At 65.3% G+C, this 19662-nt stretch carries 21 protein-coding genes; 15 read left to right on the top strand and 6 right to left on the bottom strand.

Annotation, left to right across the window (positions count from 1 at the left end; all coding sequences use genetic code 11):
- Positions 1–30: 30 nt before the first annotated feature.
- Positions 31–564: an energy transducer TonB family protein gene (locus AC13EK_RS19715; protein WP_069336171.1), complete on the bottom strand. Its 534-nt coding sequence runs from the start codon at positions 562–564 to the stop codon at positions 31–33.
- Between the two features lie 384 nt (positions 565–948).
- On the bottom strand, positions 949–1683 hold the full coding sequence (ubiG, locus tag AC13EK_RS19720) for a bifunctional 2-polyprenyl-6-hydroxyphenol methylase/3-demethylubiquinol 3-O-methyltransferase UbiG (protein WP_069336170.1): 735 nt from the start codon (positions 1681–1683) through the stop codon (positions 949–951).
- Between the two features lie 351 nt (positions 1684–2034).
- On the opposite strand from ubiG, the gene AC13EK_RS19725 reads away from it, so the two are divergent.
- The 4 genes from AC13EK_RS19725 to AC13EK_RS19740 all read left to right on the top strand — a co-directional run bounded on the left by AC13EK_RS19725 (position 2035) and on the right by AC13EK_RS19740 (position 6538).
- Positions 2035–3300: an aspartate kinase gene (locus AC13EK_RS19725; protein ID WP_004208043.1), complete on the top strand. Its 1266-nt coding sequence runs from the start codon at positions 2035–2037 to the stop codon at positions 3298–3300.
- Between the two features lie 257 nt (positions 3301–3557).
- Positions 3558–4571: an NAD(P)H-dependent flavin oxidoreductase gene (locus tag AC13EK_RS19730; RefSeq protein WP_017501365.1), complete on the top strand. Its 1014-nt coding sequence runs from the start codon at positions 3558–3560 to the stop codon at positions 4569–4571.
- A gap of 85 nt (positions 4572–4656) precedes the next feature.
- Positions 4657–5415, top strand: coding sequence for a hypothetical protein (locus AC13EK_RS19735; RefSeq protein WP_069336169.1), 759 nt, complete (start codon positions 4657–4659; stop codon positions 5413–5415).
- Positions 5416–5617: 202 nt separating this feature from the next.
- A complete protein-coding gene (locus tag AC13EK_RS19740; protein ID WP_069336168.1) occupies positions 5618–6538 on the top strand; it encodes a hypothetical protein in 921 nt (306 codons plus the stop codon).
- A gap of 7 nt (positions 6539–6545) precedes the next feature.
- On the opposite strand, the gene AC13EK_RS19745 is transcribed toward AC13EK_RS19740, so the two are convergent.
- Positions 6546–6983, bottom strand: coding sequence for a winged helix-turn-helix transcriptional regulator (locus AC13EK_RS19745; RefSeq protein WP_010337551.1), 438 nt, complete (start codon positions 6981–6983; stop codon positions 6546–6548).
- Between the two features lie 100 nt (positions 6984–7083).
- Here AC13EK_RS19745 and AC13EK_RS19750 point away from each other — a divergent pair, with 100 nt between their 5' ends.
- Positions 7084–7824: an SDR family oxidoreductase gene (locus AC13EK_RS19750; protein WP_069336167.1), complete on the top strand. Its 741-nt coding sequence runs from the start codon at positions 7084–7086 to the stop codon at positions 7822–7824.
- A 128-nt stretch (positions 7825–7952) separates the two neighbouring features.
- Positions 7953–8273 carry a DMT family transporter gene (locus tag AC13EK_RS19755; RefSeq protein ID WP_010337553.1) on the top strand — a complete coding sequence of 107 codons (321 nt, stop codon included), beginning with the start codon at positions 7953–7955 and terminating at the stop codon, positions 8271–8273.
- Here the strand turns inward: AC13EK_RS19755 and AC13EK_RS19760 are convergent.
- Entirely contained in the window at positions 8245–8940 is a 696-nt protein-coding gene (locus AC13EK_RS19760) for a winged helix-turn-helix transcriptional regulator (protein ID WP_069336166.1), read from the bottom strand. The genes AC13EK_RS19755 and AC13EK_RS19760 overlap by 29 nt on opposite strands.
- Positions 8941–9064: 124 nt before the next feature.
- Here AC13EK_RS19760 and AC13EK_RS19765 point away from each other — a divergent pair, with 124 nt between their 5' ends.
- From AC13EK_RS19765 to AC13EK_RS19785, 5 genes are all read left to right on the top strand, one after another.
- Entirely contained in the window at positions 9065–9511 is a 447-nt protein-coding gene (locus tag AC13EK_RS19765; RefSeq protein WP_004208034.1) for a VOC family protein, read from the top strand.
- Between the two features lie 30 nt (positions 9512–9541).
- Complete coding sequence (locus AC13EK_RS19770; RefSeq protein ID WP_048937686.1) at positions 9542–9901, top strand: DUF1428 domain-containing protein; 360 nt, start codon at positions 9542–9544, stop codon at positions 9899–9901.
- A 168-nt stretch (positions 9902–10069) separates the two neighbouring features.
- Positions 10070–10861 (top strand): VOC family protein, encoded by a 792-nt coding sequence (locus AC13EK_RS19775; RefSeq protein ID WP_069336165.1) that lies wholly within the window; start codon positions 10070–10072, stop codon positions 10859–10861.
- Positions 10861–11352: a VOC family protein gene (locus tag AC13EK_RS19780; RefSeq protein ID WP_069336164.1), complete on the top strand. Its 492-nt coding sequence runs from the start codon at positions 10861–10863 to the stop codon at positions 11350–11352. Before AC13EK_RS19775 ends, AC13EK_RS19780 begins: the two co-directional genes overlap by 1 nt.
- Positions 11349–11816 carry an SRPBCC domain-containing protein gene (locus tag AC13EK_RS19785; RefSeq protein WP_069336163.1) on the top strand — a complete coding sequence of 156 codons (468 nt, stop codon included), beginning with the start codon at positions 11349–11351 and terminating at the stop codon, positions 11814–11816. Before AC13EK_RS19780 ends, AC13EK_RS19785 begins: the two co-directional genes overlap by 4 nt.
- Here the strand turns inward: AC13EK_RS19785 and AC13EK_RS19790 are convergent.
- The gene (locus tag AC13EK_RS19790; RefSeq protein WP_069336162.1) at positions 11779–12738 is read right to left on the bottom strand and encodes a hypothetical protein; all 960 of its coding nucleotides are present in this window, start codon (positions 12736–12738) and stop codon (positions 11779–11781) included. The two genes, AC13EK_RS19785 and AC13EK_RS19790, sit on opposite strands and share 38 nt — an antisense overlap.
- Before the next feature lie 426 nt (positions 12739–13164).
- Between AC13EK_RS19790 and AC13EK_RS19795 the strand changes: the two genes are divergently transcribed.
- Complete coding sequence (locus tag AC13EK_RS19795; protein ID WP_483022365.1) at positions 13165–13926, top strand: hypothetical protein; 762 nt, start codon at positions 13165–13167, stop codon at positions 13924–13926.
- Positions 13927–14208: 282 nt separating this feature from the next.
- Here AC13EK_RS19795 and AC13EK_RS19800 read toward each other — a convergent pair whose 3' ends face one another.
- On the bottom strand, positions 14209–15435 hold the full coding sequence (locus tag AC13EK_RS19800; protein ID WP_483022366.1) for an oligogalacturonate lyase family protein: 1227 nt from the start codon (positions 15433–15435) through the stop codon (positions 14209–14211).
- A gap of 284 nt (positions 15436–15719) precedes the next feature.
- Between AC13EK_RS19800 and AC13EK_RS19805 the strand changes: the two genes are divergently transcribed.
- From AC13EK_RS19805 to AC13EK_RS19815, 3 genes are all read left to right on the top strand, one after another.
- Positions 15720–16028: a BA14K family protein gene (locus tag AC13EK_RS19805; RefSeq protein ID WP_234792029.1), complete on the top strand. Its 309-nt coding sequence runs from the start codon at positions 15720–15722 to the stop codon at positions 16026–16028.
- 74 nt (positions 16029–16102) lie between these two features.
- Positions 16103–16858 (top strand): EF-hand domain-containing protein, encoded by a 756-nt coding sequence (locus AC13EK_RS19810; RefSeq protein WP_037517283.1) that lies wholly within the window; start codon positions 16103–16105, stop codon positions 16856–16858.
- A gap of 14 nt (positions 16859–16872) precedes the next feature.
- A complete protein-coding gene (locus AC13EK_RS19815) occupies positions 16873–19596 on the top strand; it encodes a TonB-dependent receptor (RefSeq protein WP_069336178.1) in 2724 nt (907 codons plus the stop codon).
- Positions 19597–19662 lie beyond the last annotated feature (66 nt).

Consider the following 19662-nt stretch of genomic DNA (forward strand, 5'->3'; position numbering starts at 1 on the left):
CGCCCCTTTCACGCGCCCGCAGAGCCTGGCTCAGTTGACAGCGCGCGGGGTGTCCGGCGTGTCGAGCAGGGCGATGGCCATGGCGGGGCCACCCGCGCGACGGGCGAAGCGGGCATTATTGTCGAGCGCCTGCCGCTGGAGATCGCGGATCTGCCGATTGTAGCTGGCCTGGGTCGTGGCGAAGAGGATGGTGGCGACATAATTCTGCCTGGCGCCGATGCCGGCGGGCAGCGGATGCAGGGTCGGGATGCTCTGGATGGCGCGCATCGCCGCCTTGTCGAGTTGGCGCGAGCCGGACGAGTTGAGCAGGGCGATGCCGGCCGGCGCACCGCTGTCGCTGCAGGCGAACTTGACCTGGACGATGCCTTCCTCCGGCCCGGACAGGATGGTGGGATAGCGCAGCCGGTTGGAGAGGATGTTGCCGGTGCGTTCGACCCAGCGGTCGAGCGTGGGCGGGGCGGTGGTGGGCGCCGTCACGTCGATCGAGGGGGCGGATGATTGGGCGCGGGATGCGGCCGGCAGCAGCAGCGGCACGGCAAGGCAGAGGCAGAAAAGCAGTTTCATGTTTCGATCTCCTGAGAGCGGATGATCGGCCGGGGGCGGGAAGGACGTCGTTGGTCGGCCCGCATGCGGTCGAAGGTGCAGACGGCGACCCGGCAATGTCTGCACCCGCATTTTTTATCAGGCGAAAGATGAAATGACAATTTGGCAAATGAATTTGCCATTTAGATGCTTAAGATGTTTGGAAATTAAAATTTAGTTGCAAATGCTTTTCGTGAGAACAGCGTTTCTTGAGCGGCCTCTCTGGCGCTGGATGACAGGGGAAGGGAAGAAGTCCCGGAAAACCGCGCGCTATTCCGGTGCGCGGGCCGGCATGCGCAGGATGGCGGGGGCGCGCGTCGACCATGGCGGGACGGTCGACTTGAGGCTGGCGCGCCCGAGTCTTCGTCAGCCCTTGTGGCGCGCCGTCAGCAGATAGTTGATCGCTGTGTTGGCCGACAGGGTGAAGCCGCGCGCCGGATCGAAGGCGAGGCCGCTGCTGTCGGTGACTTCCAGGCCCGCGTCTTCGAGCAGGGCGGTCAGTTCTTCGGGGGTGATGAACTTGGCCCAGTCATGTGTGCCCTTGGGGATGCCGCCGATGCTTTCACCGATGGTGATCATGGCGAGGCGGGACATCGGCGTGCGGTTGGGGGTGGAGAGGATCATCAGCCCGTCGGGCGCGAGCTTGGCCGCGAGAGCACGGACGAAGGCGGCGGGATCGGCGACATGTTCGATCACTTCCATCGAGGTGACGAGGTCATAGCCGCTGTCGCTGACCTGTTCGACCGGGGTAGCGCGATAGTCGATGGCGAGGCCCTGGCCCTGTGCATGGGCGACAGCGACGGCGATATTTTCGGGCGCGGCGTCGAGGCCGGTGACGCTGGCGCCGAGGCGGGCGAGCGGTTCGGCCAGCAGGCCGGCGCCGCAGCCAACATCGAGCGCGCGCTTGCCGCCGAGCGGACGGAAGCCATGATCGTCGCTGTCCCAATGCCGGTCGATCGCGGCGCGGATATAGGCGAGGCGGACCGGGTTCAGCTTGTGCAGCATCGCGCTCGACCCCTTGGGATCCCACCAGTCGGCGGCCATGGTGCCGAAATGGGCGGCTTCCTTCGGGTCGATCGTCGCGGTCGTCTCAGTCATCATGCACCTTGGGTCTTGCTGGGTGGCGAAGCACCCGTGCGGCGGTTCTAGCAGCGGGCGACGGGAAGGCCAATGTGCCATGCTGTCATAGCTATGTCTGTGAAGGCGGGGCATGTAGATGCGCGGGCAGCGGCAAGGTGGGCGAGCGGATGGCGGGATTGCTTGCCATATCCGTCGCGGCTGCTAATAGGGCAGCCGTTTTGCCCCTTTGGGACATTTTGTTTCACAATTGGAGCAGTGTCCGATCCGATTGCATCGGCTCGGCTGCTCCATATCTTTTGTTGGTCGCGTTTTCCGAGTCAGCAGGTGTTCCACCTGCTTCGAAAACGCTTAAAGGACAGGTTCGACAAGCAAATGGCGCGCATCGTGATGAAATTCGGCGGCACCTCCATGGCGGGGATGGAGCGAATTCGCAACGTGGCCGCGCGCGTCAAACATGTCGTCGACCAGGGCCATGAAGTGGCGGTCGTGGTGTCGGCCATGGCCGGCGAGACCGATCGCCTGGTCGGCTTCTGCAAGGAAGCCTCCGCCCTTTACGACCCGGCCGAATATGATGTCGTCGTGGCGGCAGGCGAACAGGTCACCAGTGGCCTGCTGGCGATGACGCTGAAGGCGATCGGCGTGGACGCGCGCAGCTGGCTGGGCTGGCAATTGCCGATCCGCACGATCGAGGCCCATGCCAAGGCGCGCATCAGCACGATCGAGACCGATGCGCTGATCGCGGCGATGCAGTCGGGCCAGGTCGCCGTCATCCCCGGTTTCCAGGGCATGATGGACGATGGCCGGGTGTCGACGCTGGGCCGTGGCGGTTCGGACACGTCGGCGGTCGCGGTGGCCGCGGCGGTCAAGGCCGATCGCTGCGACATCTATACCGACGTCGACGGCGTCTACACCACCGACCCGCGCATCGTGGCGCGTGCCCGCAAGCTGGACCTCGTCACCTATGAGGAAATGCTGGAGCTGGCCTCGGTCGGCGCCAAGGTGCTCCAGACCCGCTCGGTCGGCCTCGCCATGAAGGAAGGCGTGGTCGTGCAGGTGCTTTCCTCCTTCGATGATCCCACCCAGGACGACCTCCCCGGCACGCTGATCGTGAGCGACGAGGAACTGGAAGCCAAGCTCAAGGAAACCAAGATGGAACGTCAGCTCATCACCGGCATCGCCCATGACAAGAATGAGGCGAAGATCATCGTCACCCGCGTGCCCGACAAGCCGGGCGCGGTGGCCAGCATCTTCACCCCGCTGGCCGATGCGGCGATCAACGTCGACATGATCATCCAGAATGACAGCAAGGACAATGAGGAGACCGACGTCACCTTCACCGTCCCGCGCGCGGACCTCGCCCGCAGCGTCGACATCCTGGAAGCCAACAAGGACGCGATCGGCTTCCGCCGGATCATCACCGACACCGAAGTCGCCAAGATCAGCGTCGTGGGCGTGGGCATGCGCAGCCATGCCGGCGTCGCCGCCACCATGTTCAAGACGCTGGCCGAACGCGGCATCAACATCGAGGCGATCTCCACCAGCGAGATCAAGGTTTCGGTGCTGATCGACGAGGACGAGACCGAACTGGCGGTGCGCGTGCTGCATACCGCCTATGGCCTCGACGCCCCGGCGGCTTAATCGCTATTTGGCTGAGGCCGGCCTGCAAATGGCACCTTTCTGCGCTTCCGGTGCTCACGTGCTTTAAGCACGCTGCGCTCCGGGTCTCGAAAGGCACCATTTTCGGCTCGGCCTGAGCCAAATATCGATCAAGCCGAGTTGCTCTTTACTTTCGGCGTTATCCCCGCAAAGGCGGATTACAGAAAGTCAGGCGACTCTCTTTACCATCCCCGGACATCGCGTTCGGGGATGCTTTTTGATTCTTGAAGGCTGAACTTATGACCACTGCCAAACTCGCTTCCCTGATGGCCCGCGGCACCGAATTTCTCGGCTGCGAGAGCGCGATCCTGTGTGGAGCGATGAGCTGGGTCAGCGAGCGGCATCTGGTGTCGGCCATTTCCAACGCCGGCGGTTTCGGCGTGATCGCCTGTGGCGCGATGTCGCCCGAATTGCTGGACGCGGAAATCGCGGCGACCAGGGCGCTGACCGACAAGCCGTTCGGCGTGAACCTGATCACCATGCATCCGCAGCTGTTCGACCTGATCGCGGTGTGCGCCAAGCATGAGGTGTCCCATGTGGTGCTGGCCGGCGGCCTGCCGCCCAAGGGCAGCATCGAGGCGATCAAGGCCAATGGCGCCAAGCTGATCTGTTTCGCGCCCGCGCTGGCGCTGGCGAAGAAGCTGGTGCGGTCGGGCGTCGACGCGCTGGTGGTCGAGGGCATGGAAGCGGGCGGGCATATCGGTCCGGTCGCGACCAGCGTGCTGGCGCAGGAAATCCTGCCCGAAATGGCGCAGCAGGTTCCGGTGTTCGTGGCCGGCGGCATCGGCCGGGGCGAGGCGATCGCCGCCTATCTGGAAATGGGTGCCGCCGGCGTGCAGTTGGGCACCCGTTTCGCCTGCGCGAGCGAGAGCATCGCCCATCCTGCGTTCAAGAAGGCGTTTTTCCGCGCGTCGGCGCGTGATGCGATCGCCAGCGTGCAGATTGACCCGCGCCTGCCGGTGATCCCGGTGCGCGCGCTCAAGAATGCCGGCACCGAAGCCTTCACCGCCAAGCAGCGCGAAGTCGCCAACCTGCTGGACAGCGGCGCGGTCGACATGGGCGAGGCGCAGTTGCAGATCGAGCATTATTGGGCCGGCGCGCTGCGCAAGGCGGTGATCGACGGCGATGTCGAGGGCGGATCGCTGATGGCGGGCCAGTCGGTCGGCATGGTGACCAAGGAAGAGCCGGTTGCCGACATCATCGCCGAGCTGATGGCGCAGGCCGCCACGGCGCTGGAACGCCGCGCGGCCTGATCCCCGCAGCCTGAAAAACAGGCTTTATCGGCTTTTAACCAATATCGGGCATGGTTTCCGGCATCAGATTTGCCGGAGACCGTCCATGCGTGCCTCGATCCGTCACCTGCTCTTGTGCCCGCTGGGCGGGATTGCGCTGCTGTCAGCCTGCGCGGGGCAGCGGGAGGTGGCGGTTGCGCCGCCGCCTGCGCCCTTGCGGACGCAGCCCGTGCCCCAGCCGCTGCCGCCGATGGGCGCGACGGCCAATATGCAGATACCGGCGATCGGCGCGGATGGCCTGCGCGTCACGCCCAACCGCGACCTGAGCGCGCCGGCGACGCTGTGGCATATGCGCATGGCGCTGAATGTGGCGGCCCTGTCCTGCCAGGGGAGCGGCGACGCGGCGCGGCTGCAATATAATGCGCTGCTGGCCCGGCACCGGGCGGCGCTGACGCGGGCCAATGCGCAGGTCGAGGGGGAATATAAGGCACAGTTCGGCGGCGGCGCGATCGCGCAGCGCGAGCGGCTGAATACTATCGTCTATAATTTCTTTGCGCTGCCGCCGGCGCAGGCGGGTTTCTGCGCGGAGGCGGTGCGGGTGGGGGCGGCCGTCAACAGCCTGCCCGCGGACCAGTTGCTGGCCTATGCGCCGACCGGCCTCGCCGCGCTGGAAAAGCCCTTCACCGATTTCTTCGACGCCTATGCCCGCTATCAGACCGACCTGGCGGCATGGCGTTCGGGGCGGACGCTGGCGATGGCGCCGGTGGTGCTGGAGGTCCGGCTGAGCCGGGCGGACCTGATCGCGGATGATGGCGTGACGGTGCCGAAGGGGGCGATGCCGCGCCTGCTGGCGCGCGCCGACTGAGAAAAAATCGGCTATTTCCGGCCTTTTTCGCGATGCTCGGCTTGCCGCATTGCAACCAATTGGGATAGCGGGCTTTTAACAGCAACCGGGCGGGGGTTCAGCGGTGAACCACAGGCGGGGCCGTCCTTGGCTGCGCGTTAAGCATATTTCCTCCGGTGGAAATGCCCGGCATGTTTGCCGGGCCAGATCGTCGGAGTAGTTGATGTTCCTGCCACGTTCCCTGTCTTCCCGTCTGTCGCTGCTTGCCCTGACGGCGCTGGCGGCCTGTGCGACGCCGGTGAAGCAAGTGCCGCCCACGCCGCCGCCGGCGGTGGTGCCGACGGTGATGCCTACCCCGCCGCGCTATTCCGCGCCCGACATGGTGCCGCCGGACAAGGACGAGGCCGGGAGTTTCATCACCCCCAATCGCGATTCCCAGGGCGACCAGGCGCTGTGGCATGTGCGCATGGGGCTGAACGTCGCGGCGCTGGGCTGTCCCGAGACCAATGGCCAGACGCGCATATTGTACAACCAGATGCTGACCGTGCATGGCGCGTCGCTGAAGCGCGCCAACGACACGCTGGAGGTCAGCTATCAGCAGCGTTACGGCAGCAGCGCGATCCGCATGCGCGAAGTGCTGAACACGCTGGTCTATAATTTCTTCGCCCTGCCGCCGGCGCAGAAGGCCTTCTGCCAGAAGGCGGTGGCGACGATGACGATCATCAACGGGCTGACGCCCGAGGCGCTGGCCGCCTATGCGCCCAAGGCGCTGGATGAACTGGAACAGCCCTTCCGCGATTTCTGGGCGGAATATGAGGATTATCTGCGGCGGCTGGAGGAATGGCGCAAGCGCTTCGGCGCGACGGTGAAGCTGGTCGGCCCGGTCGGCGGCGATGATCTGAACGACCATGAACCGCCGGCGCCGACCGCGCCCGCGCCAATGGGGCAGGTGCCGGCCACGCCGATGCAGCGGCCGTCGGACATGATCCTGCCCGATGCGCCGGCTTCCGCGCCCGCGCCTGCTGCTCCGGCCCCGTCTGTTCCGGGAACGCCGAGCGCGCCGCCGCCGGTGGTGCCGACCCAGCCGCAGGTGCAGGGGCCCAAATTGCCGTTGCAGCCGGTTCCCGCGCCGCCCGAAAGCTGATCGCCGGTCAGGCGTCGCGCGCGTCGAAGCGGGCGCGGGCGTCCTCGACCGTGGCGAGATTGCGTTCGGCCCAGACCCATACGCCGCAGAAGGCGGCGCTGAGGCTGTTGCCGAGCGGGGTGAGGGCATAGTCGACGCGCGGCGGCACGACCGGATGGACGGTGCGGGTGAGCAGGCCATCGCGCTCCATCTGGCGCAGCGTCTGGGTCAGCATCTTCTGGCTGATCCCCTCGACCGCGCGGCCGATCTCGGTAAAGCGCAGCGTGCCGCGCTCCTCCAGCAATTCCAGGATCAGCATCGTCCATTTGTCGGCCACCCGGCCGATCAGTTCGTTGACGAGTCGTTCGACCCGCGGATCGAGATCGGTTGGCGGATCATGGTCGAGATACTGCTCAGCGGCCGCTATTTCAGCGGTGGCGAAGCGGGATTCCAGAGGATTTGCCATTTCTTACCTTTGGGTGCCTATGGCACTTTACGGTGCCTTCTTTCCAAAAGAGAGTGTGGGATTAATTGGTCGGCAAGCAACCAGTCACAGGAGCTTTCCCATGAAAAATTCCGGCAACACCATCCTCATCACCGGCGGCGGTTCGGGCATCGGCGCGGCGCTGGCGCATGAATTTCACGCGGCGGGCAACCAGGTCATCATCGCCGGACGGCGGCAGGCGGCGCTCGACGCGGTGGTCGCGGCCCACCCCGGCATGGCGTCGATGGTGATCGACATGGAAGATCCGGCGGCGATCGCCGCCTTCGCGGCAAAGCTGGTCGCCGACTTCCCGGCACTCGACGCGGTGCTGCTGAATGCCGGCATCATGGTGGCGGAGGACCAGATCGACCTCGCCATCGCCGAGGCGACGGTGGCCACCAATCTGCTCGGCCCGATCCGCCTGACCCATGCGCTGCTGCCGCATCTGCTGGCGCAGAAGAGCGCGACGATCCTGACCGTGTCGTCGGGCCTGGCCTTTGTCCCGCTGGCGGCGACGCCGACCTACAGCGCGACCAAGGCAGCGATCCATGGCTGGTCGCTGGCGATGCGCGAGCAGCTCAAGGGCACGGCCGTCGATGTGGTGGAGATCGTGCCGCCGGGCGTGCAGACCGACCTGATGCCCGGCCATGCCGAAAATCCGCAGATGATGCCGCTGGCCGATTTCATCAGCGAGACGATGGGCCTGTTGCGGCAGGAGCCGACCCCGGCCGAGATCCATGTCGAGCGGGTCAAGTTCCTGAGCGAGGCGACCAAGCGCGGCGAATTCGACCAGGTGTTCGGGATGCTGAACGGGGCGCATTGAGGCCCGCAAAGCTTGCCTCCCGCATGGGAGAGGACTATCTGGGCTTCGTCAAGCGAGGCCACGTCCTCCCCCGCCATGCGGGTTTCAAGTCCGGGACGGCCCGGCGCCCCTTGTGAAGGAGCGCCATCATGGCCTGGATTGCCCTGTTTTTTGCCGGATTGCTCGAAATCGTCTGGGCCTTTGCGATGAAGCAGTCGCATGGTTTCACCCGGCTGGTGCCGAGCCTCATCACTTTGGGCGCGATGATCGCGAGTTTCGGCCTGTTGTCGCTGGCGATGCGCAGCCTGCCGCTGGGCACCGCCTATATGATCTGGACCGGGATCGGCGCGCTGGGCGCCTTTGCCGTTGGTGTCGCCTTCCTGGGCGAAGCGATCAGCCCGGCGCGGCTGGCGGCGGCGGCGCTGATACTCTCCGGTCTTGTCATGATGAAGCTGGCATCGCCGGGCTGACGGTCGAGGGTGCCTTGGGCGGCAGGGGGAAGAGGCGGACGAAGCGTTCCGCCAGCGCCCGGTCGCCCTCTACCTGCAGGGCTGGCGCCATCGCGGCAAAGGATTGGCCGCCATAGACGATCGCGGCGAGGGCATTCTGGTCGCCGCTGAAGATCGCATCGGCGCCAGCGGCGTCGCCCCGGTCGATGCGGAAATCGCCATCGTGCAGCGTGGCGCGAAATTCCTCCTCGCCGAAGCGGAAGCCGATGGTCGCTTCGAGATCACCGATCGCGGCGCGATCGATCATCGTGCGCATCGACATCACCACCGACACCTGGCTCATCGGCATGCCCGGCTGCATCGTCGGCGATCGGCAGGCCCAGCGGCCCAGCACCATGAACAATATTTCCGACTCGCGGCCCCATTCGGTCAGCTCGTAAATCTGGCTGGCGGCGGGCGGGGGCAGGCGGCGGCGGACAAGGATGCTGGCCGCTTCCAGCTCCTCCAGCCGCTGGGTCAGCACATTGGCGCTGATTCCGGGCAGGCTGGCGCGCAGGTCGGTGAAGCGCTTGGGGCCGAGCAGCAATTCCCGCATGATCGGCATCGCCCAGCGATCGCCGATCAGATCGAGCGCATGGGCGGTGGCACAGCCATCCTGATAGGCGCGTTTGCGCGGGTTGGGACTCATTAGTTATCTTTTCTAACTTGTGTGTTGCATAATATAATCTTCGGGCGCACAAAGTTCAAGTCGGCGACTCAAGCCCGGAATTATTCGGGGTGCGAGCCGCCATGAAAGCATGAGGAGAGAGACGATGGCCGATGCGCCCGCGCCGAAGATGATCTTCGTCAACCTGCCCGTCACCGATCTGCCCGCCGCGATCGCCTTCTATGAAGCGGTCGGCGCCGTGCGGAACAATGATTTCGCCGATGACAGCGCGCAGATGATCAGTTTTTCCGAGACGATCCACGCGATGCTGCTGACCCATGAACGGTTCGCCGGCTTTACCCCGCGCAAGATCCCCAATGCCCATGAAACCGCGCAGGTGCTGCTGTGTTTGAGCGAGACGAGCCGGGACGCGGTGGACGCGACGGTGGACAGGGCGCTGGCGGCGGGCGGGACCGAGCCGAACCCCAAGCAGGATCATGGCTTCATGTATGGCCGCAACTTTGCCGATCTGGACGGCCATATCTGGGAAGTGATGTGGATGGATGTCGCCGCCGCAATGGCCGCGAACCAGGGAGAAACTGCCGACGCCTGATGTCGACGACCTTGCAGAAGGAGAGAGACGATGAGCTATATGGACGGGTTCGTGATCCCGGTGCCCAAGGGCAACAAGGAACGCTACAAGGAGGTCGCGGCATTCGCCGCGCCGATCTTCATCGAACATGGCGCGCTGCGCGTGGTTGAATGCTGGGCCAACGACATCAAGCCCGGCAAGGTCAATGATTTCCGTACCGCTGTGATTGCCGAAGAGGACGAGGAAGTCGTCTTCTCCTGGATCGAATGGCCGGACAAGGCGACCCGCGATGCCGGCGCCGAGAAGGTGATGAAGGATGAGCGCATGCAGCCCAAGGAGGGCGAGGACATGCCCTTCATCGGCGCGCGGCTGATCTATGGCGGGTTCGAGGTGCTGGTCGACCACAAGTAAGATTGACCGCCATTCCGCCCAGGCGGGCCTGCAAAGCGCGCTTTTCTGCGTTCCGGTGCTCACGTACTTTAAGTACGCTGCGCTCCGTTACTCGAAAATCACGCTTTTCGGCTCCACCTGACCGCAATGACGATCAATCCTGGAACTCGTGTTTTCGGGAGACGGACGATGACCGACTTCAATGGCAAATTCTTCTGGTACGAATTGATGACCAGCGATCCCAAGGCGGCGCTGGCCTTTTATGGCGATGTCGTCGGCTGGACGTCGCAGCCCTTTGGTCCCGATGGCGACTATAATGTCGTCAGCGGCAGCGCCGGGGCGCTGGGCGGGGTGATGGCGATCCCGGCGGAGGCGAAGGATTGCGGCATGACGCCCTGGTGGGGCGGCTATGTCGGGTCGGCCGATGTCGACGCCGATGCCGAACGGCTGAGCGCGGCCGGTGGCAGCGTGAAGCGTCCGCCCGAGGATATTCCGGGCGTTGGCCGCTTTGCGGTGATGGCCGATCCGGGCGGCGCGGTGTTCATGCTGCTCAAGGGATCAAGTCCCGAGGGGATGGATACGCCGCCGCCCATGGCGCCGGGCCATGTCGGCTGGCACGAGCTGTATGCCGGTGATTTCGACAAGGATCTGGCCTTCTATACCGGGCAGTTCGGCTGGTCGAAGGGCGAGGCCATGGATATGGGCGAGATGGGCAGCTACCAGCTGGTCTCGCAGACCGGCTCGACGGACTTTGACGGCATGACCGGCGGCATCATGCCGCGTCCCGAACAGATGCCGATGCCGCTATGGCTGTTCTACTTCACCGTCGGCGACATCGATGCGGCGGTCGCGCGGGTGACGGCTGGCGGCGGCAGCGTGATGCAGGGGCCGATGGAAGTGCCGGGTGGCGCCTGGATCATCCAGGCGACCGATCCGCAGGGCGCGATGTTCGCGCTGGTCGGCAGCAAGGGAGAGGGGTGATGGACAAGATTTCCCCCTGCCTGTGGTTCGACGGCCAGGCCGAGGAGGCGGCGCATTATTATGCGTCGGTGTTCGGCGGGTCGGTCGACCATGTGAGCTATTATCCCGAGGTCAATCCGTCGCCTTCGCCGCTGCCGGGCGGGAGCGTGCTGCTGGTCGAGTTCAGCCTGTTCGGGCAAAGCTATCAGGCGCTGAACGGCGGGCCGCAATTCACCTTCGATGAGGCGATATCGCTGTCGGTGGCATGCGCGGACCAGGCCGAGCTGGACGGCTATTTCGATCGACTGACCGGCGACGGTGGCACGGCCGGGCCGTGCGGCTGGGTGACCGACAAATATGGCCTCTCCTGGCAGTTGGTGACGCGCCAGATCATGGACAATTATCATAGCGGCGACCGCGTCGGCATTGCCCGCATGATGCAGGCGATGATGACGATGCAGAAGCTAGACAGCGGCGCGATGCACGCGGCGTTCCTGGGAGAGGCGGCATGAGCGGGGCGGCGCATGAATTGTCGGTCACCTGCCTGATCGAGGCGCCGCGCGAGATTTGCTGGAAGGTGTGGACCGACCTGAAGGATGAATGGTTCTGTCCCAAGCCCTGGCGCGCCGAGGTGATCGAGGAGGATATGCGCCCCGGCGGCCGCAGCGCGGTGCAGATGTTCGGGCCGAATGGCGAGGAAACCGGGCCGATGGAGGGCATTTTCCTGGAGGTGGTGCCGGGTGCGCGGGTGGTGACGACCGATGCCTATGCCGCCGGCTGGATACCGCAGAGCCCGTTCATGACCGCGATCTGGGACTTCGCAGCGGAGGGCGATGGCACCCGCTTCACCGCGACTGCGCGCCACTGGGACGCGGAGGCGAAGGCGCGGCATGAGGAAATGGGCTTCCATCCCGGCTGGGACGAGATGATGGCCCAGTTCAAGGCGCTGTGCGAGACGTCGGCCGCGAGCGCCTGAGCGGATCGCCGGCGGGCTGGTCGGGCACCAATATTTCGGCCGGGTCCATTTTCGACATGGCGATGGCGGCGCGCATGAAGAGGAGGGCGGGACGCAGCGATGTGTCGCCGCTTTCCTGCACCAGTTCCCGCAGCGCGCGGACGAACAGGTCGGGCCAGCGTTCGATATCCACGCCCTGGCCGCGCAGGATCAGCGCGGTGGCGCTCCAGTGGCGCTGGAGCAGGCCGATCATGTCGGCATAGTCGCGGGAGTCGCCGACACAGGCATCGGTCATCTCGCGGAAGATCGGGCCAAGTAGCAGCGCCGGCTTGCCATCGCCCACGCCCGCCCAGAGCGAGCCGGGATATTCGGCGAGCAGGCCATTCAAGGCATCGCCGAAATAGCGCAGCCGCCCGTCATGGGTCGCGACCTCGATCAACGGGGCGGCGGTGCCTTCCTGCTCGGCGCGATGGCGCAGCAGCATCTGGCAGGCGAAGCCGGCCAGGGCACCCAGTGTCTCTTCGGCCGAACGGGTGCGCGGCGGACGGACCCGGTCGAGCAGGCGGCGGGCGAGCGCCTCGTCCGGATCGAGCAGGGCGGGCATGCCCCGTTGCGCGCGATCGACGCGGTGCAGGCCGCGCGTGGCGTGGCGGACCCAGAGGAAGAAGCTGATGCTGAACAGCGCGAAGCTGGCCGCCATCGCGCCGAGCAGCGGCAGCGCATGAGCGTGGCGCAGCGGCGGCAGGAGCAGCGCGAGCAGGCAGAATATCGGCAGCAGGGCGAGCGGCAGCAGGCGCGCGACGCCACGACGCAGGCGCTGCGCGGTGGCCATGTCGGGGATGGCATATTGGCCGCCGATCAGGCCGAACGGCATGAACAGCGGGCGGCCGTCCGCGCCATGGCCAAAGGCGCTGTCGATGAAGCTGGTCGTGAGGCGGCGCATGGCAAGGGTCCGGCAGGAAGGAATGCGGGCGCGCCGCGGCGGCAGCCTGACGGGGAAGTTGTTACCGGAATATGAGGGAACGGGCTGAAGGGGGTGTTTACCCTTCCGTGTGTTATCGCGATTTTACCGTGGCGTGAATCAGGCGCTATTCTTTGGTTCTGCGCCGCTGGGGCAAATTCGGACGGTCTGGAAGCGACGAGATCCAGCTGCAAATTCCTCCCCTGCAAGGGGAGGGGGACCACGAAGTGGTGGAGGGGTGTTACGCTATCGAGAGGGGAATACCCCTCCGTCTGGCCTTCGGCCAGTTCAAGGGAGACACGGGTCTCCCTTGAACTCCCCTTGCAGGGGAGGATGGTCTGAAACCGACCATTTGTTGCCTTTGATATGGTGTTTTCCGCTTTCTAATTGCAGACATTTCCAGCAACTTTGAGGAAGCTGGCTTACGGGCATGGGTTGACAGAAAATATGATGGGTCGGTCGCTCCTTTGGCTTGCAGCGAGTATTCCTCCATTGATGCTCGCGGCATGCACTGCTCAGCAGGTGCCGACGAGCAATGAAGAGAATAATGCGCTTTGCCGAATGCTCCCAGGAAAATCTGAAGCGATTAGATCTTCAAAATCAGGTATCCAGTATCTCCCGCCTTCGTTTGGGAAGGTTATGCACATTTGTAAATTCAAGGGTTATCCGGAATGCTTTCCTAAGATCAGTAATTTTGAGAGTGAATGGTATTCCAACCATTGGGAAGCCGCAACGGAGCCATCTCTTTTTGAAATTTCAAACGCCCAAAAGTATGCCGGAGACAGTGTTCTCAGATTCACATGGCTCCCGACGTTTCATCATCCGGTGATTGTCCGTTTCGAAACGTCCGCAGGCACCACTAATTTTATAGCGAAGGAGCTTTCCGGTGCCGGGGGTTATGAACCGGGTAGTATCTCTCGGCAAATCAATCGGAAACTCAGTTCCTTAGAAGCGCACCAAGTGGAGCGCGCGATGGCGAGGGCTAGCCCGTTCAATGAACCGCCCGAAAATTGCGGCGGCGGCACGGATGGTAGTCGATGGATACTCGAACGCGCTCGTAAGGGCAGTTACGAATATGCCGACCGTTGGTCGCCTCAGAAGGGGGCAATGCGCGATTTTGGACTGCTGACCTTAAAACTGACCGGTTGGGAATTTGAGGAAATCTATTAAAGAAATAGCAGGTCGTTTTACTTGCTCGGCTCGCATTCTGAATGCCAGGTAACGGCATCCTATCGCCACGAGCAGACTGTCCGCTCCCCGCCCAACTCCGTCACCCCGGCGAAGGCTGGGGTCTGAGGCGGTGGCAGAAGAAGGTCAGCCGTCTTGCGCTATCCGTTGCCGGCGCGTTCGCCTGCCTGAGATGCCAGCCTTCGCTGGCATGACGGGATAAGGGCATTGCGCACCCTACCCATCCTCGCCATTCGGCGGGCGCCGGGCTTGTCCGCGCGCGGCCTAGCGGGGTTTCGCGATTTCGACGGCGTAGATGGCGGGGCTGCCGGCGATATTGCTGCGATAGACCAGCCATTTGCCGTCGGGCGTGAAATGCTGGTTGGGTTCGAGCGTATAGTCGTGGCTTGCGAGATCGACGAGCCGTTCCGTCTCCAGCGTGCCGGTGGCGATCAGCGTGTCGCCGCCGAGCGTGTTGCGGGCGCGGGGATTGTCGTCGGGGCGGGGGTGGAAGAGGCTGATATATTTGCCGTCATTGGCGCCGTCGCCCGAGAAGCTGCGGCCGTCGGGCGATGAGGCGAAATGATAGGAGCCCTGGCCCGGACGGATCGCATACCAGCGGCGCGCGCCACTGGCGACGTCATGGCCGGCGAGCCAGCGCATCCCCTGCGGCATGATGAGGTCATACCAGATGGTGCGGCCGTCGGGCGCCCAATATTCATGGCCGGCAATCTCGCCCTGCAGGATGCGCTGATGCACTTTGGTTTTGGCGCTGCCGTCGGTGCGGATGGTCCAGATGCGGTCGACCTGCTGCCAGGGGCCTTCATGGCAATACATGAGCAGATCGGGATCGGTCGGCGAGAATTGCACATGGTTGAGCCAGTCCTTCGACGCGGTGATGCGGCGTTGCTGGCCGGTGGCGATGTCGATCGCGAAGATTTCCATCGGCACGCCGGCGGCGAGCCGGGCCTCCATCCATTTTTCCTTGGCGGCGGCGAAGGAGAGGGGGCGGCCCTGATCGTCGGTGCCGCTATAGCTGGGCGAACCGGTCTTGGGATCGCGCTTGCCCTGGGCGGCGATGGCAGGCGGCGGCGGGGCGAGTTCGCGATGGCCGGCAAGCAGCGTGTCGTCCGCATTGATGGATTCGATGCGGCCGCCCGGCATTTCCGCGATACGGCGGCGCTTGCCGCTGTCGAGATCGACCGACCAGACGATGAAGGACGGCTCGCCCTCGCTGCTGCCGGTCGGGTTGGTGGTATAATAAGCGACATTGGCGCGGTGGCCGACAAACAGCAGCCGGTCGACCTTTTCCTTCAGCACCAGCTGGGTTCGCCAGTTGCTGGTGTCGGCGACGCGGATCCCCTCCGGCGTCAGATAGACCATGCGCTTTCCGTCGGGGGTGAAGGGATTATAGTTGAAATAGAGGCCGTAATTGCCCGGCCGGTCATCGACGCGGACGATGCGGTGGCCGGTGGTCGGGTCGGTCCAACTGGCGGGCGAGGGCGATGCCATGGGCGCTTGCGCTGCGACGAGCAGGGGAAGGGCCAGCCCGATCATTGCCTGCCTCAACCGCATCCCATCCTCCCAGTTCAAGTTCAATTTGCGGGATTGGATACCGCATATCGGGAATTTGGCAAGGCGGCTGTGATGCGGGCGCGCCGTATGCTTGCCGGGCCAAGTCTTTGACAGAGGAGGGCAATAAGGCGCGGGCTTCTGAAATATTCGTGAAATGACGGGGCAAAATCGGGTGGCCAAAGACGGGGCGGAGATTTTCCACCCAGATGAAAGGCCATGACATGACTTATTCCTCGCTCCTGACCCTGGGCGCCGCCGCGCTGATGGCGACGCTGGGCGCGCCGGCCATGGCGCAGGCGCCGCATCATGGCGCGAGCCAGCCGGTGAGCAGCAAGGCGCCGGCCAAGAAGCCTGCCCCGGTAAAGGCCCAACCGGCCAAAGCCCAGCCGGCCAAGGCCCAACCCGCCAAGGCCCAGGGCCGTTCGACCGGCGCGGCGCACCAGAAGGCCTGCCGCAATCGCTACAAGAGCTATGACGCCAGGCTGGACAGCTATCTCTATCGCGGCAAGCGGGTGCGCTGCACGCTCTGATCGCGATCGACGCGGGGCGGTGCCGGGGGACGGCGCCGCCCCGTTCCTGTTTTCATGAAGAAGGACGAGGCGCGATGCGCAAGATGATGATCGGGGCGGCGCTGCTGCTCTGTTCGGCGCCGTTGCTGGCCCAGGGGGGCATGGGTGGCGGCATGGGCGGCGGCGGCATGGGTGGTGGCATGGGCGGTGGCCCGCCCGGCGGTGGCGGCGGCCCTCCCGGTGGCGGCGAAGGCCGGCCGCAAAAGCCGCGCGAGATGAAGCCGATCAAGCGCAGTCAGATCGACAAGATCGTGACCGCCATGTTTGCCGAAGCGGACAGCAATCGCGACGGCATGGTGACGATCGACGAATTGCGGCTGGTGGTGCAGGCGCGGCGCGAAGCGATCATCCGCACGCGTTTCGACGCGATCGACAGCAATCATGATGGCGCGCTGAGCCTGGCCGAGTTTCAGGCGTGGCAGAGCAGCATGGGATCGGTCGCGCTGTCGGAAACGGGCGCGATGGGCGATCAGGGCGGGCCGGTGGCCGAGGCGATCATGCCCAAGCTGGGCGACGACCCCGAGGATGCGATACTGGGCCGGCTGATCGAACCGCTCAATGCGAGCGCGATCGCCCAGGCCAACAGCAATTATGATGCCGGCGCCTCGCTGGAAGAAGTGCTGGCGTTCGAACATGCCCGCTTCGACGCGGCGGACGCCGATCATGACGGGGTGCTGTCGGCCGAGGAGATGCGCAGCCTGATGCCGCGGCGTGGTCCCGGTGGAGGCCCCGGCGGTCCGGGTGGCCCCGGTGGACCGGGCGGCGCGGGCGGACCGCCGCCGCGCAACTGACGGGATTGATGTCGATGCCTTGCCTATCCTTGTCCTGCCGTCGGGCGGGCAGCGCCCTGCTGCGCGCCGGATGCAGCCTGTTCGCCCTATCGACGCCCGCTGCGGCGCAGAGCGTGGCGAGCGACGATATCGTCGTCACCGGGCAGGCGCCGCCGGGGGCGGTGATCGGCGACATTCCCGCGCAGAACCAGCTCGGCCGTGCCGACATCGATGCCTATGGCGTCGGCACGGTCAGCGAATTGCTGGACGAGATCGCGTCGCAGACCAGCAGCAACCAGGGGCGCAGCGATGACGGCCCGGTGGTGCTGGTCAATGGCAAGCGGATTTCGGGCGTCAACGAGGTCAGCGACCTGCCGACCGAAGCGATCTTGCGGCTCGACATCCTGCCCGAGGAGGTCGCGCTCAAATATGGCTATGACGCGCAGCGCAAGGTGGTGAACATCATCCTGCACCGCCGCTTCCGATCGCAGGTCGCCAATGCGGGCGGCGGGATCGCGACGGCGGGGCAGGGCGAAAATCTGGCCGGCGACGTGGGCTATACCCGCATTCGCGACAATGACCGGGTGAGTGTGACGGCGCGGGCGAAATCCTCCGCCTCGCTGCTGGAAAGCGAGCGCGACGTGATCGTCGATCCGGAAGCGGCGGGCGACCCGACCGGGCGGGTCAGTGACGACCGCGCCTATCGCACCCTGTCGCCTGCCACCCGCAGCTATATGCTGAACGCCACGGTCGCGCATCAGTTGAGCGAGACGGCGAACCTGTCCTGGAATGGGCGGGCGGACTACAAGACCAGCAAGGCGCTGAATGGCCTGCCCACCGGCAGCCTGACCGATGGCGACGAGACGGTCGACCGCATCCTGTCGCTCGATCCGCTGCATCAGGATACGCGCGCGCTGACGCTGAGCAGCGGTGTCAGCCTGAACATCGACCTGTCGAAGACCTGGCGCATGTCGGTGATCGGCAGCTACAGCCATAGCGACACCCGCACCGACAGCGATCGCGGCTATGATCTGGACGATGTGCAGGCGGCGCTGGACGCGGGCGATGTGGCGGCCGATGGCGTGCTGCCCGCGAGCCTGCTGGGGGCCATGGGCACGCAGAAGGCGCGCGCGTTGCAGGACACGGGCAGCGCCAGCCTGCTGGTCAATGGCAAGCTGTTCAAGCTGCCGGCCGGCAATGTCGGCATGAACCTGCGGCTGAGCGGCGACACGAGCAGCCTGCGATCGTCCAGCACGCTGGATGGGGTGATGTCGCAGCGGACCGCGAGCCGCACCAATGGCGGCGCGCAGATCAGTTTCGACCTGCCGATCGCCAGCCGGCGCAATGGCTTCCTGCCGGTGCTGGGGACGCTGACCGCCAATATGAACGCGTCGGTGACGCAGGTTTCCGACTATGGCACGCTCGGCACGCTGGGCTATGGCCTGAGCTGGACGCCGCGCACCGGCATCACCATCATCGCGGCGGTCAATAATGACCGGACCGCGCCGACGCTGGACCAGCGCAACAGCCCGACCATCACCACCAGCAATGTGCGCGTCTATGACTATGTGCGCGGGCAGAGCGTGACGGTGACGCAGGTGAGCGGCGGCAATCCGGCGCTGACCGCCGACAATCGCCACCAGTTCAAGCTGGGCGCGACGGTGAAGCCGCTCACCAAGGTCAACCTGACCCTGTCGGCCAATTATGTGAGCAGCGAGACGCGCGACGCGATCATCAGCCTGACCGGCGTGTCTTCCGCATTGGAGGCGGCCTTCCCCGATCGCTACAGCCGCGACGAGGAAGGGATGCTGACGCGGATCGACACACGGTCCGTCAATGTCGCGCGCGAGGAGGTGAAGCAGCTGCGCTGGGGCCTCAATTTCACGCAGCTATTGCGCAAGCCCAAGCGGCCCGAGCCGCCGGCCGGCTTCGTGCCGCCATGGCGGCGGACGGCGGCGCAGGGCGATGAGGCGCAGATGGCGGCGCCAAAGGCAGAGGGTGGCGATGGGCAGCCCGCAGAGGGCGCGCCCGACGGTGGTCCCGATGCCGAGCAGGATGCGATCCTGGTCGACGGCCACCGGCCCGATGATGCGATGCCGATGGGGCCGCCCGGCGGCTTTGGCGGGCCGGATGGCTTCGGTCCGCCGCCTGGCCCTCCGCCCGATGGCATGGGGCCGCCCGATGGTCCGCCGCCCGGCGGTGGACCTGGTGGTCCGGGCGGTCCCGGTGGACGGGGCGGCTTCGGCCCGCCCGGTGGCGGTCCGTTCGGCGGTGGCAGCGATAATGGCGCGCGGCTGCAACTCTCGCTCTATCACAGCATCATGCTGCGCGACGCGGTGCTGCTGAGCGAGGGCGGGCCATGGGTCGATTTGCTGAATGGTGGCACGCTGGGCGGCAGTCCGCAGCCGCGCCACAAGGTGCAGCTGAGCAGTGGCGTGATCGACAATGGCGTCGGCATCCGGCTGGACGGCAACTGGCAGAGCGCGTCGCATGTGACCGGCGACCAGACGGCGTCGGGCGGCGACCTGCGCTTTGGCCAGCAGGTGACGTTCGACCTGCGGCTGTTCGCCAACATGGCCAACCGGTTCCGCGGGCAGGACTGGGCGCGGGGCATGCGGGTGAGCTTCTCCGTCGGCAATCTGCTGAACCGGCGGCAGAGCGTGACCGATGGCACGGGCGCGACGCCCGTCGCCTATCAGCCCGCCTATCTCGATCCCGAGGGGCGGACGCTGATGCTGTCGGTGCGCAAGATATTCTGAACGGGAAAGGGGTGGCCGACGACCGGCTGCCCCTTCAACCTGATTGAAAACCCATCATAAAATGCG

This window comes from Sphingobium sp. L-44 (assembly GCF_056859495.1).